13 protein-coding genes are annotated in these 13,455 nt (G+C 64.0%); 6 read left to right on the top strand and 7 right to left on the bottom strand.

Features of this window, described 5'->3' with window-relative positions:
* Positions 1-70: 70 nt before the first annotated feature.
* The 5 genes from F4827_RS28930 to glnT all read right to left on the bottom strand — a co-directional run bounded on the left by F4827_RS28930 (position 71) and on the right by glnT (position 6,048).
* A complete protein-coding gene (locus F4827_RS28930; RefSeq protein WP_221303856.1) occupies positions 71-1,543 on the bottom strand; it encodes an ammonium transporter in 1,473 nt (490 codons plus the stop codon).
* A gap of 112 nt (positions 1,544-1,655) precedes the next feature.
* On the bottom strand, positions 1,656-3,017 hold the full coding sequence (locus tag F4827_RS28925; RefSeq protein ID WP_183730534.1) for an FMN-binding glutamate synthase family protein: 1,362 nt from the start codon (positions 3,015-3,017) through the stop codon (positions 1,656-1,658).
* Between the two features lie 45 nt (positions 3,018-3,062).
* The gene (locus F4827_RS28920) at positions 3,063-3,752 is read right to left on the bottom strand and encodes a protein glxC (RefSeq protein WP_183730531.1); all 690 of its coding nucleotides are present in this window, start codon (positions 3,750-3,752) and stop codon (positions 3,063-3,065) included.
* Positions 3,740-4,648, bottom strand: a complete 909-nt coding sequence (locus F4827_RS28915) for a class II glutamine amidotransferase (RefSeq protein WP_183730528.1) — start codon at positions 4,646-4,648, stop codon at positions 3,740-3,742. Before F4827_RS28915 ends, F4827_RS28920 begins: the two co-directional genes overlap by 13 nt.
* An 11-nt stretch (positions 4,649-4,659) precedes the next feature.
* Positions 4,660-6,048, bottom strand: coding sequence for a type III glutamate--ammonia ligase (gene glnT, locus F4827_RS28910; RefSeq protein ID WP_183730525.1), 1,389 nt, complete (start codon positions 6,046-6,048; stop codon positions 4,660-4,662).
* 260 nt (positions 6,049-6,308) lie between these two features.
* On the opposite strand from glnT, the gene F4827_RS28905 reads away from it, so the two are divergent.
* Positions 6,309-6,911, top strand: a complete 603-nt coding sequence (locus F4827_RS28905) for a helix-turn-helix domain-containing protein (RefSeq protein WP_183730521.1) — start codon at positions 6,309-6,311, stop codon at positions 6,909-6,911.
* 221 nt (positions 6,912-7,132) lie between these two features.
* Here the strand turns inward: F4827_RS28905 and hutG are convergent, their stop codons facing one another.
* Complete coding sequence (gene hutG / locus F4827_RS28900) at positions 7,133-7,942, bottom strand: N-formylglutamate deformylase (RefSeq protein ID WP_183730518.1); 810 nt, start codon at positions 7,940-7,942, stop codon at positions 7,133-7,135.
* 587 nt (positions 7,943-8,529) lie between these two features.
* Positions 8,530-9,498 carry a LysR family transcriptional regulator gene (locus F4827_RS28895; RefSeq protein ID WP_183730515.1) on the bottom strand — a complete coding sequence of 323 codons (969 nt, stop codon included), beginning with the start codon at positions 9,496-9,498 and terminating at the stop codon, positions 8,530-8,532.
* Between the two features lie 177 nt (positions 9,499-9,675).
* Between F4827_RS28895 and F4827_RS28890 the strand changes: the two genes are divergently transcribed.
* From F4827_RS28890 to F4827_RS28870, 5 genes are all read left to right on the top strand, one after another.
* Complete coding sequence (locus F4827_RS28890; RefSeq protein ID WP_183730512.1) at positions 9,676-10,863, top strand: FAD-binding oxidoreductase; 1,188 nt, start codon at positions 9,676-9,678, stop codon at positions 10,861-10,863.
* Between the two features lie 22 nt (positions 10,864-10,885).
* Positions 10,886-11,659, top strand: coding sequence for an electron transfer flavoprotein subunit beta/FixA family protein (locus F4827_RS28885; protein ID WP_183730509.1), 774 nt, complete (start codon positions 10,886-10,888; stop codon positions 11,657-11,659).
* Positions 11,660-11,661: 2 nt separating this feature from the next.
* A complete protein-coding gene (locus F4827_RS28880; protein WP_183730459.1) occupies positions 11,662-12,612 on the top strand; it encodes an electron transfer flavoprotein subunit alpha/FixB family protein in 951 nt (316 codons plus the stop codon).
* Complete coding sequence (locus F4827_RS28875; RefSeq protein WP_183730456.1) at positions 12,609-13,253, top strand: HutD family protein; 645 nt, start codon at positions 12,609-12,611, stop codon at positions 13,251-13,253. Before F4827_RS28880 ends, F4827_RS28875 begins: the two co-directional genes overlap by 4 nt.
* On the top strand, positions 13,250-13,455 hold a 206-nt coding region (locus tag F4827_RS28870), incomplete at its 3' end, for an NAD(P)-binding protein (protein WP_183730453.1). The genes F4827_RS28875 and F4827_RS28870, both read left to right, overlap by 4 nt.

Here is a 13,455-nt window from a genome sequence, read left to right as displayed (position 1 = left end):
ATGCCTTCTCCCGCCCTGCCGCCCAACCGCGCGCGAGCGCGGCGGCCGCCGTGGGCGATTCATTTGCCCGTTATGCGTGGTAAGCCGTCTCGCCATGCGAGCTGACGTCGAGCCCTTCGCGCTCGCCTTCCTGATCCACGCGCAGCCCGAACACCTTGTCGACCAGCTTGAACGCCACGAACGACACCACCGCCGACCACACCAGCGAGGTGCCCACGCCCCAGCATTGCGAGATCATCTGGCTGGCCATGTCGTAGTCGCCCACCTTGTTGGCCACATAGTCGTAGACGCCCGTGCCGCCCAGGCGCGGCGAGGCGAACACGCCCGTCAGCAACGCCCCGGCGATCCCGCCGATGCAATGCACGCCAAACACGTCGAGCGAATCGTCCACGCCCAGCATGCGCTTGAGGCCGTTGACGCCCCAGTAGCACAGTGCGCCCGCCACCAGTCCCATCACGATCGCACCCATCGGCCCGACGAAGCCGCAAGCGGGCGTGATGACGACCAGCCCCGCGATCGCGCCCGAGACCGCGCCGAGCATCGAGGGCTTGCCCTTGAACGCCCACTCCACGAAGGTCCACGCGACGGTGGCCGCGCAGGTCGCCAGCAACGTCGTGACGAAGGCGAGCGTTGCCGCGCCGTTTGCTTCCAGATTCGAGCCGACGTTGAAGCCAAACCAGCCCACCCACAGCAGCGAGCCGCCCACCATCGTCATCGTGAGGTTATGCGGCGCCATGTGCTCGCGCCCATAACCCGTGCGCTTGCCGATCAGGATCGCGCCCACCAGCGCCGCGATGCCTGCGTTGATGTGCACCACCGTGCCGCCCGCGAAGTCGAGCGCGCCCTTCTGGAACAGGAAGCCCGCCGTGGCGTTGGCTTTATCCGCAGCGGCCGCGCTGGTGTAGGCGTCCGGGCCAGGCCAGTACCACACCATATGGGCGATCGGCAGATACGAGAACGTGAACCACAGCACCATGAAGGCCAGCACCGCCGAAAACTTCGCGCGCTCCGCAATCCCGCCGATGATGAGCGCGGGCGTGATGGCCGCGAACGTCAGCTGGAACGATACATAAATGTATTCGGGAATCACCACGCCCTTGCTGAAAGTGCCGGCCGTGGTGTCGGGCGTCACGCCCGCAAGAAACAGCTTCGAAAAGCCGCCGAAGAACGCATTGCCTTCGGTGAACGCAATGCTGTAGCCATAGACGGCCCACAGCACGCCCAGCAGACAGAAAATCACCAGCGTCTGCATCAGCACGGACAACATGTTTTTCGCGCGCACCATGCCGCCGTAAAAGAGGCCCAGTCCAGGCGCGGCCATCATCACGACCAGCAAGGTGGCGACGATCATCCAGGCGGTGTCGCCCTTGTTCGGCACCGGCGCGGCTGCGCCCTGCGCCCACGCGGGCAGCGCCAGCGCCAGCGCACTGATCAGTGCGAGTAGTTTGCTCAAGCTCTTCATTGCACGATCCTGTAGAAAGGCCTCGGGCAGCGCCGCGACGGCCTGGTGTGGTGGACTGCTTCGAATGAATGGCGCACGCATCGCTGCATGAAAGCTGCTTCAACGATGCGCGCGCTGCGGCCTTGAGAGCAGCGGCCTCTTTTCTATCACGCCGATTTACTACGGACTGCTTTTCAAAATAAATCGCAGGGCGTCAACGCGTCAGGCCGGGAATCCACGAAGTGCCCGCCAGCGGCACACGCGCCATCGCCGCTGCTTCCACGGTGAGCGCCACGAGATCTTCCGGCTCCAGGTGATGCACGTTCTGCTTGCCGCAGGCGCGGGCGATGGTGGTGAGCTCCATCGTCAGCGTCTTGAGGTAGTTGCGCACGCGGCGCGCGCCCTCCTCCGGCTCCAGACGCTTTTCGAGCACAGCGTCCTGCGTGGTCACGCCTACCGGGCACTTGCCGGTATGGCAGTGGTGACAGAAGCCCGGCGCGGTGTTGAGCGCCGCGTAGTCCGCCACCGCCGAATGCAGCGCGCCGTTCTGGAAATAGCTTTCGCTATTGCAGCCCAGCGCCATCAGCACGCCCTGACCGATCGCCACCGCATCCGCACCCAGCGCCAGCGCCTTCGCCACGTCGGCGCCGGTGCGGATGCCGCCCGACACGATCAGCTGCACCTTGCCCTTCATGTTGAGGTCTTCGAGCGCGTCCACGGCCTGACGCACCGCCGCCAGCGTGGGAATGCCCACGTTGTCGATAAAGCAGCTCTGGGTAGCAGCCGTGCCGCCCTGCATGCCATCGATCACCACCACATCGGCGCCGGCGTGCACGGCCAGCTTGACATCGTTAAACGTGCGCGTGGCGGCAACCTTCACGTAGATCGGCTTTTCCCAATCGGTGATTTCGCGCAGCTCCTGGATCTTGATCGCCAGGTCGTCGGGGCCGGTCCAGTCGGGGTGACGGCTCGCCGAGCGTTGATCGACGCCCGCGGGCAGCGTGCGCATCGACGCCACGCGCGGATTCACCTTCTGCCCCAGCAGCATGCCGCCGCCGCCCGGCTTTGCGCCCTGGCCGATCACGACTTCGATGGCATCGGCGCGACGCACATCGTCGGGATTGAAGCCGTAACGCGACGGCAGGCACTGATACACCAGCGTCTTCGACGACTGGCGCTCTTCCTGCGTCATGCCGCCGTCGCCCGTGGTGGTCGACGTACCCGCCGCCGTCGCGGCGCGCCCGAGCGCTTCCTTCACGTTCGCCGAGAGCGCGCCGAAGCTCATGCCCGCGATCGTCACCGGCGTATCGAGCACGATCGGCTTCTTCGCGTAGCGCGTGCCGAGAATCGTCTGCGAGCTGCATTTCTCGCGATAGCCTTCGAGCGGATAACGCGAAAGCGAGGCGCCCAGAAACAGCAGATCGTCGAAGTGTGGCACCGTCTTCTTCGAGCCGAGACCGCGGATTTCATAGAGGCCGCGCTGCGCGGCGGTGTGGATGTAATCAATGGTCTTGCGGTCGAAGGTGCTGGACTCTTCCTGTTGCAGACGCGCGAAATGAACCGGTTTGGTTTCCATGGGGACCTTCTCGATCTATAAGGTTCAGCGGAGCCTGACGAGGCTTCAATATTCCTGGTCCGCGTCGGCGTTCCAGTGGTAGAGCGTGCGGGCCGAGGCGATGCGGCGGAACTGCGCAGGATCGTGGTCGAGACCGGCGGCGTCGAGCAGTTCGCGCACCGCGGCGACATCCGCAGCGGTCATCGGTTCGAATTGCGCGTCCGCGCCCAGCGACTTCACTGCCCCTTTCACATACAAAACGGCTTCGTAGAGCGAATCGCCCAGCGCGTCGCCTGCGTCGCCGCAGATCACCATGCGACCGGCCTGCGCCATGAAGGCCGAGAAGCTGCCCACCGAGCCGCCCACCACGATGTTGCCGCCCTTGAGCGAGATGCCGCAGCGCAGGCCCGCATCGCCGTCGATCACCAGCAGGCCGCCGTGCGCCGAAGCGCCCGCGCCATTCGACGCAAAGCCGCGCACATGCACCTTGCCGCTCATCATGTTCTCGCCCACGCCGGTGCCGGCGCTGCCTTCGATCACGATGGTCGCGTGCTTGTTCATGCCGCCCGCGTAATAGCCCGCATGGCCTTCGACGCGCACCTCGACGTCCGCGTCCACGCCCACGGCGATGTTGTGCGCGCCATTGGGCGACCTCACGCTGATTTGCTGGCCTTGCAGTGCGTTGGCGTCGCCATGCAGGTACTGGTTCAGTTCCCGCACGCCCTGTTGCTCCAGATCGAAAATCACGCCTTCCATACGTACATCTCCTCGGGTGCGGGTTCGAAAACCTTAGCGTTGCGAATGTCGGGCAGATGCGCGAGCGAGCGGAACTCGGAAGCAATCGCCACGTAGTCGTCGTTTTCGGCCACGACGGCCGGCTTGCACGCAAACGGATCGCGGATCAGCGCGAGTTCGTTCGCGGTGCCCATCAGGAAGGTGTAGAAACCGTCCAGTTCCTCGAAGCCCTTTTGCAGCGCTTCAGGCAGCGCGTCGCCCTCGCGCAGACGCCATTCGAGAAAGCGGCACGCGGCTTCCGTGTCATTGTCCGTGTCGAAGCGAATGCCCAGCGGCTCCAGCTTGCGGCGCACGCCATAGGGATTCGACAGCGAGCCGTTGTGCACGAGACAGAAGTCCTCGCCCGCCGTGAATGGATGCGCGCGGTCGGGCGTGACGGCCGATTCCGTCGCCATGCGCGTATGGCCGACCAGATGCGAGCCCTTGAGCTTCGAAAAGTCGTAGCGCCCGGCCACTTCCGCGGGCGAGCCGATGTCCTTGTACAGATCGATCGAGCGGCCCGTCGAAAGCAGATAGAGCTTCGGATACGTTTCGTTGAGCCACGCCTTCACGTTTTCCGCGCTGCCTTGCAGCGTGAGGACGGCGTGATTCGATTTTGCTTCGATGCGCGCGGTCACATCCATCGCGCTATTGAGCTTGTCCAGCAGCGCCTGCCACGGGAATTGCGCGCCTTCCTCGGTGAAACCCGAGTACAGGCTCAGTTTTCGCTGGCTCGCGTCGAGTTCCTTGCCGAACACGGCGAGGCCCGCCGAATCGGGACCACGCTCGGTCATGCCGATCAGCATCGGCACCATCAGTTCGCCGAGCCGCTCGCGTAGCGCCGGCGTTTTCACCAGCAAGCCTACGATTCCGCACATAAAAGTTCTCCTTAGAAAAATTCGAGGTAGCTCTTGAGTTCCCAGTCGGAAACATGGCGCATGTATTCGAGCCACTCCATGCGCTTGAGCTTGATGAATTCCTGCGCGACGGGACCGAGCGCTTCGCAGATCAGCGTGTCCGCCTCCAGCGCGTCGAGCGCCTGTTCGAGGTTCTGCGGCAGCACCGCAATCCCGTGTTCCGCGAGCTTTTCGCTCGACCACTGGTAAAGGTTCTCGTTGGAGGGCGCGCCTGGATCGAGATCGCTGTCGACACCGTCCAGACCCGCCGCGATCACCGCCGCCGTCGCCAGATACGGATTGCACGCGCCATCGGGCAGGCGCAGTTCGATGCGCTCGCCGGGCATGCGCACCATGGTCGAGCGATTGTTGTCGCCATAGCTCACGTAGGCGGGCGCCCACGTCGCGCCCGTGAGCGAGCGGCCCACCACCAGGCGCTTGTACGAATTCACGGTGGGATTGCACAGCGCCGTGAGCGCGGGCGCGTGCTTGAGCAGCCCCGCCGTGAACTGATAGCCGAGCTTCGAAAGCCCCATGCCCAGCGCGTCGCCAGAATCGGCAAACAGATTGCGCCTGCCGTCGCCAATCGACATATGCATATGCATGCCGTTGCCGGGGCGATTCGCGAACGGCTTCGGCATGAACGAGCAGATCATGCCCAGATCGTTGGCGATCTCCGAGGCCGCCATCTTGAAGAACACGTAGTGATCGCAGGAAGTCAGGCAATCGGTGTACGTGTAGTTGATTTCGAACTGACCGTTGGCGTCTTCGTGGTCGATCTGATAGACATCGATACCGACCGCGCGCATGGATTCCGTAAGGCGTTCGAGAAACACGCGCGTGCGTGACAGGCCCTTGTAGTCGTAGCAGGGCTTGGCGAGCGTATCGCTCGGATCGCACGGCTCCAGCGTGCCCGAGGCCGAGCGGCGCAGCAGCGAGAATTCCGGTTCGAGCCCGGTAAACAAGGTCCAGCCGCGCGCGTCGAGGCGCGCGGTCTGACGCTTGAGCGTGACGCGCGAATCGTAGGCCCAGGCCTCGCCATCGACATGACCGTCGCAGACGATGCGCGCTACGCCCGGTTGCCACGGCACCGGCGTGAGGGTGGCGAGATCGCCGACAGCCATGTAATCGGGACCATTCGGCTCGATGCCCACGCCCCAGATCGCGAAGCCCGCGAAACCGGCACCGGCCTTGAGCACGCTTTTCAGATGCGCGAGCGGCACCGATTTGGCTTTGGCGACACCGTGAATATCGACGAACTGCGCCAATACATATTTCACGCCCTGCTGGCTGAGCCAGCTCTGCGCTTCCTCGGCCGAGGCAAAGCGCGGCACGCCGGCTGGCTCGTTGAGCGGCAGCTTGCCCGCATCGTTCAGATTCATCGCTACTCCTTGCAACAACTGCATTGGCGGTTGAAAGAGGCCGTGCGCCAGGCGCACGGCTGTTACGCTGCTTCGACCTGAGCGCCATTGCGGGGACGCCGGCTGAGATCAGGTACGACGATTTCTGGAACTGCCTTTCCTGTCATGCAACAATGCTTCCTGCGGTTAAACCCCTGGCGCGCGCGAAGTCGTTGCCGCCGGGAGCCTGACCGCTAAATCTGGCAACCCGCTATCTGGCGACCCTTGAGCCGAAACCGACCATGCAAATCGCGGACGACAACAAAACCCCACTCGAACGCTACCTGGGCGCGACCTTGCGCGAACTGCGACTACGCCACGGCCTGACCATCGCGCAGGTTGCCGACCAGGCCGGCATCAGCCGCGGCATGCTCTCGAAAATCGAGAACGCGCAGACCTCGACTGGACTCGACGTCCTGAACCGCATTGCGCAGACGCTGGGCGTATCGCTCTCCACGCTGTTTCGCCACTTCGACGTCCCGCAGGGCGGCGCGCAACTCGTCAAAAAGGGCACCGGCATGGAAGTGGTACGCAAAGGCACCAAACGCGGCCACACCTACCATCTGCTCGCCTACGACCAGGGCCCGCGCAAAGCCTTCGAACCCTTTCTCATCACCATGGATGACGAAGCGGAACGCTTCCCCACCTTCGAACATCCGGGCACCGAGTTCATCCACATGCTCAAGGGCGTACTCGAATACCGCCACGGCCAGCACACCTACGTCCTGCATCCCGGCGACACGCTCACATTCCAGGCCGACATACCCCACGGCCCCGAGCGCCTCATCAAGACACCGATTCAATTCCTGTCGATCTTCATTTACCCGCCGGGCAGCACGGAATGAAGTTCCCGGTTTCCTCTTATGCAACCTCCGTGCCATGTTTATCTGTGTGAATCAAAAATTCCTGCGGATAAACATCTGGCGCGAGGTTCGGGGATGGGGTTGAATCGGGTCTTGCCGGTGGTGCGCGACTGCTTGCCTGCGAACGGTGCGCGTTATTCCTGAGCGCGGCGCGTTTCTGCACTGAAACGGGACGACCGCTTACGCTCCAGTATCAGCAACGCTTATGCAAGCGTTGGGGCGAGTTTCGATACAGCGTCGAGGGCGGCGTTGACCATGCTGAGCAAGGTGGGCTGGATGGCTTCGGCTTTTTCGCTCTGGTAATCGAATGGCGGGTTTTCGTTCATATAGGTCGATTGGCACATTTCCAGCTGGATTGCGTGAATGCCATTGGATGGCGCGCCGAAGCTGCGCGTGATGTAGCCGCCTTTGAAGCGGCCGTTGGCGACTGCGGTGTATGGGCTGGCGCTCATCGCTTCGGTAATGGCTTGCTGTACTTCTGGCGCGCAGGTGCGGCCGTCCTGGGTGCCCAGATTGAGATCGGGAAGTTTGTTTTCGAACAGGCGCGGCAGGATGCTGGCGATCGAGTGGGCTTCCCAGAGCAGGACATTAGCATGGCGCTCGCGCAGGCGATTTAGTTCGGTGTGCAATGCATTGTGATAGGGCTGCCAGTAGTCGGCTAGCCGTGTTGTGCGTTCTGATTCGCTGGGGGCGCAGTTGGGGTGGTAGAGCGGTTGCCCGCGGAAGGTTTCGGTGGGGAATAAACCGGTTGTTGTTTGACCTGGGTAGAGGCTTTCGTCGTTGGGAGGACGGTTTAGATCGATGACGTAGCGGGAGATTTTTGCGCCGATTACCGTTGCGTTCAGGGTTCTTGCGAAGTCGTAGAGGCGGTCGAGGTGCCAGTCTGTGTCTGCTCGTTGTAGTGCTTCTTCTGTGTACAGGTGGCGCAGGTGCGGCGGGATTTCAGTGCCTGAATGGGGGATTGAAATGATTAACGGTGCGGTGCCGCGTTCCAGTGTGTATAGCTCGGTCATTTGATTGGATCCTTGCGGTTTTTTTGACGTGTTTTGGGTGCTTGGCATTTCCTTGATTTGGTGTCGGTCTATTAGCGTTGCCCCTGTGCGGGGCGGCACCTACTTTTCTTTGCCGCGGCAAAGAAAAGTAGGCAAAAGAAAGCCGCTCACACCGCTAATGTGACGCCGTCCACCACTAACCTGATAGCAGAGTGGTAACTGGGCATTGCTCGCACCACGCGCCGTAAAACGAAGTGACAAGGCAGTCATACATCCCGCTGCTCGCTGCGCTCGCAACGGTTGGGTATGCGAGGGAAGGCGCAAACCGAAGGTTTGCGTTTGCGTTATGCCCCACGGGGCGCTTGCGCCCCCGGATGTGCGGGCGTCACCACTCCGATATTGGGCGCGTGGTGCGGGCGCTGCCCGGGCGCCACTCTGTTGATAGGCTGTGGGTGTACCGCGAAGCACTGGCGGTTTGAGCGGCTTTCTTTTCCCCCCTTTTCTTTGCCGCGGCAAAGAAAAGGGGGTGCCGCCCCGCACAGGGGCAACGCTAATAGACCGACACGAAATCAAGGAAATGCCAACAACAACAGCAAAAAGAGCAAAAACTACAAAATCGCATCCTCCCCCAACTGCGGCAAAGCCAGCCCAAGCGCCGGCCGAATGGCCGCATCAATCACCCGCCGGGTAAGCGCCACAATCTCCTGCCCAAACGCATCCCACTCCCCCTGCCGATGCAGCAAGAAGAAATCACGCCGCCCAAGGCGTCCAGCAGGCAACGGCAGCACCGCAATATCAGCCAGATAATGCCGCGCCTGCCACAAACAAAGCGGCGTAGAAATAGCAAACCCAAGCCGCGCAGCAACAAGACTCAACAAAGGATCGGTAGCATCAAACTCATACCGCCGCGGGCTATTAATGCCTAAATGGCGCGCATACCGCTCAATCTGCTGCCCAATCACAGACCGCGCCGTATACCGGATCAAAGGCAACTCAAGCGCCAAAGTCCGCCAATCGACAACATTACGCCGCTCCGCAAGCCACCCCTTCGACACCACCACCACAAACGCCTCAGAAAAAATCGGCACCTCGACAATCCGGGCATCGTTCAGCGTGGTCTGCGTACACACGGCCAGATCCAGTTCCCGGTCATGCAACTGCTTGCTCAACCCCGGCGTCAAGCCGGACCACAGTGCAATCTGCCGCGCCGATCCTGAAACCGCCCGTATCAACTCCGGCCCAACCGTCGCCGCAAACGAATCGACACACCCCAGCCGCACCGGCAAGGTCCCCGCATTCGACGCATCGCCGATGCGCGTACTCACCATCTGGGCATGCTCCAGCAACGGCCCCGCCAGCTCCAGCAACGCCCGCCCCGCAAGATTGGGCCGCGGCGGCCGGCTTTCGCGATCGAATAGCGTCACGCCCTGATCGCGTTCGAGCGTCGCAATCGCCTGGCTCACCGCGCTCTGGCTCACGCCGAGCTGCTTCGCCGCGCCCGTCATCGAGCCGGTTTCGCACACCGCAAGAAAAGCCTGCAAGGCATTCAGATCGATAGGGGCCTGAGTGCGTCTCATGTCGACTCCAGATAAACCACCAGACGCGCACCGCACCGGGCACCATCATGCCGCGCCCTGCACCGTTCGCGCCGAGGATGAGCAATCGCGCTCGTTGTCCATAAGTTTGCCTAATACAAAAAAGCGTGGCGCACCGCCGATCCACAATGCGTTCCATCGTCCACCCACGGGGGCCCCATGAGCCACTATGACTTTGTCGTGATCGGCGCCGGTGTGATCGGCACGTCCGTTGCCCACCACCTCGCCGCGCTAGGCGCGAAAAGCGTGCTCGTCGTCGATCAGGGCACGATCGGCGCCGGCACCACCTCGCAGTCCTCCGGGCTGCTGCGCACCCATTATTCGGTGCGCCAGAATGTCGAACTCGCCCGCGCTTCCTGGTGGGCGTTCAATAATTTCGCCAATTACCTCGGCGACGACGAAGCCTCCTGCGGTCTCGTCAAGTGCGGTTACATGATCGCCGCGCCCGAGGGCGACAAGCTCGATCCGCTCGCCGCTTCGTTGCGTGCACAACAGGATATGGGCATCGAGGTGCAGTTGCTCGACCGCACGGAAGCTCAGGCGCGTCTGCCCATCGCCACCTTCGACGACGCCGCGCTGATTGGCTTCGAACCCGAGGCCGGTTTCGCCGACGCTTATCTGGTCGCGACGAGTTTCGCGCGTTCCGCGCGCCGCCGTGGCGTGAAGATCATGGAAAACACGCGGGTGAACGGTGTGATCCGCGAAGGCCGCCGCGTGGTGGGCGTCGAAACCTCGGCGGGCCGTTTTGGCTGCGGCACGCTCATCAGCACGCAGAACATCTGGACGCCGGAACTCGCGCAATGGATCGGCGTGGATCTACCCGTCAAGCCCGAGCGTCATACCGTGCTTGCACTCGAATGCGAGGCCGCGCCCTATACCTTCGCCATGCCCGCGTTCAAGGACCTCGGGTCGGCGGGGATGCTGTATTTCCGCAGCTACGGCGGCGCGCAGATGCTGGTGTCGGAAGGCGTGGTGGGCGATACGCTCAACGCGCCCGAAACCGAACAGGGCGAAATCTCGCTCGACTATGTGGCCGAAGTGGGCGCGCAGGTGGCCGAGCACTTCCCTGCTTACGAGACGGCGGGCCTCGCTTCATCGTGGACCGGCGTGTACGACGTGACGCCCGACTGGAACCCGGTGCTGGGCAGCGTCGCCGACGTGCAAGGGCTGACCGTGGGCTTCGGCTTTTCGGGTCACGGTTTCAAGCTCTCGCCCGGCATCGGCAAGTTGCTCGCGCAACATGCGCTGGGTCTGCCGACCGACGTTTCGCTCGATCCCTATGCGCTCTCGCGCTTCGCGAGCGGCGCGCTGTTGACGGGCAAATACGGTCTGGGCGCGGTGTCCTGAAGTCAGACGCAAAGGAAACAACATGACTATCCGCATTCTCGTTCCCGTCAAACGTGTGGTCGATCCGAACGTGCGCGTGCGCCTGAACGCCGCCGGTGCGATCGATACCGCCGGGCTGAAGATGTCGCTCAACCCCTTCGACGAATGCGCGCTGGAAAAAGCGCTGCAGCTCAAGGAAGCGGGCGTGGCCGCGCACGTCACCGTGCTCACCTGCGGCCTGCCCACGCATCAGGATGTACTGCGCACCGCACTCGCCATGGGCGCGGACGACGCGGTGCTGATCGACACCGGCGCGGCCACGTCCACTCTCGATTCGCTGGCCGTGGCGCGTCTGATCGCGGCGCATATGAGCGATGCCGATTACGGTCTCGTGCTGTGCGGCAAACAGGCCATCGACGGCGATATCGGCGGCGTCGCAGCGATGCTCGCGGCGCTGCTGGGCTGGCCGCAGGCGCTCAACGCGAGCGCGCTCGACGCGGTGGAGGGCGGCTGGCGCGTGGTTTGCGGCGACGATGCTGGCACCTCCACCTGGCAACTCGACGGCCCTGCCGTCATCAGCGCCGATCTGCGTCTGGCCGAGCCGCGCCGCGTGACGCTGCCCAGCATCGTCAAGGCGAAGCAGAAGCCGCTCGCCGTGCGTGAGGCGGGCGCGATCGGCGCATCGCTCGCCGCACAGAGCAGCGTGATCGCGCTCAGCGACCCGCCGGTGCGCGAAGCGGGCGTGAAGGTGGAAGGCATCGGCGCGCTGCTGGATGCGCTGGCCGCTCAACGTGTATTCGAAGCCGCAGGAGCATGACGATGAGAACGCTGGTTCTGGCCGATGGTGAAGTGGGCGCGCATGGCGTTCTTTCCGATGCAACGTTGCGGGTGATCGGCGCGGCGATATCCTTGGGACACCCCGTCGATCTGCTGGTATTCGACGCGGCGAGCGCGGCGGCTGCCGCGCAGGCAAGCGGCGTGGCGCGCGTGTTGAGCGCGTCGGCGGGCGACGCCGATACGCTCGCGCCGGAGACGGTGGCAGCGCAATTGCAGGCGCTGGCGACTCAGTATTCGACGATCCTCGCGCCGCACCGCGCCCGCGCTCGCGCCGCATTGCCGCGCGCAGCGGCGCTCGCGGGCGGCGCCTTTCTCGCCGATGTCATCGCCCTGCACGACGGTGCGCAATTCGTGCGCGGTCTGTATGCGGGTAGCGTGATCGCGACTGTTGCGAGCGCAACTAGCTGCACGTTCGCCACGGTGCGTCCCACCTCGTTCGCGCCCGTTGCCGCCGAAGGCGGCGCGGCGCAGATCGTCGCGCTCGCGCCGCTGGAGCCGTTCACGCGCACGCGCCTGGTCGAGCGCCGTGCCGCCGAACAGAGCGGCCAGGATCTGGGCAGCGCGCGCGTGGTCATCGCGGGCGGTCGCGGTCTCGCCTCGCCCGACAACATGACGCGGCTGGGCCGTCTGGCCAATACGCTGGGCGCGGCACTCGGCGCTTCGCGCGCCGCCGTCGATGCAGGCTATGCGCCCAATGCCGCGCAGGTCGGGCAAACCGGCCGCAGCGTCGCGCCCGATGTCTATGTGGCGTTCGGCATCTCGGGCGCAATCCAGCATCTCGCGGGCATGAAGGACTCGAAGTTCATCGTCGCCGTGAACAAGGACCCGGATGCGCCGATTTTCTCGGTGGCCGACGTCGGTCTGGTGGGCGATCTGTTCGACGTGGTCGGCGCGCTGGAAACGCGGCTGGCCGCCCAGGAGGCGCGCGCATGAACGCCCGCCAGCCAGCCGTGTCGCCGGACCCCATGCATGCCATCGACGCCATCGCGGCAGTGCGCTTCATCGACAGCACACGTCTTGCGTGCGAGCCGTGGGCGAACGGCGGCGGCGTGACGCGCACGCTTGCGCGCGGTCCTGATCAGGGTGCAGGGGCGGCCTGGCGCGTGAGCATCGCCACGCTCGAAGGAGCGGCGAAGTTCTCGCAATTCCCGGGTTACGACCGCACGCTGCTGCCCATCGACGACGGCCTGATCGACCTGCGTTCGCAGGACGGTCAGTTGCTCGCGCGTGCCGGTCAGCCAGTGCAGTTTTCCGGCGATCTGCATGTGTGGGTGAATCTGCCTGCGCGGCCCGTGAATGTGCTCAATGTCATGTGCAAACGCGGTGCGGCGCGCGCCCGGGTCAGCGTGGCTTCGCATTCGATGCACGTAACACCCGCCGCCACGCATCTGCTGGTGAGTCTCGCCGGTCAATGGCACGTCGAGAGCACGCTGCTGCGCGGCGTGACGCTGGCGCCGCTGCACGCGCTCTGGATCAGCGCACGCGCGGAGGAACTCGCGCTGCGGCCGTCCGGACCCGGCGCGCAACTCGCGTCGATCGCCATCGAAACGGTCACCGGAGAAGCCAGGCGATGACGACGCAAGCCCTCATCGAACAATACGGCCCACGCGAGTCGATGGAATACGACGTCGTGATCGTCGGTGGCGGCCCGGCCGGGCTGTCGGCGGCAATCCGCCTGAAGCAGTTGGCTGCCGAAAAAGGCGCCGACCTTGGCGTGTGCGTGCTGGAAAAAGGCTCTGAAATCGGGGCGCATATCCTCTCGGGCGCCGTCATGGA

It is taken from the genome of Paraburkholderia bannensis, assembly GCF_014200455.1.
Classification (GTDB): domain Bacteria; phylum Pseudomonadota; class Gammaproteobacteria; order Burkholderiales; family Burkholderiaceae; genus Paraburkholderia; species Paraburkholderia bannensis_A.
Note: the sequence above shows the minus strand (reverse complement) of the source record. Positions and strands in the feature narration are given on the sequence as shown.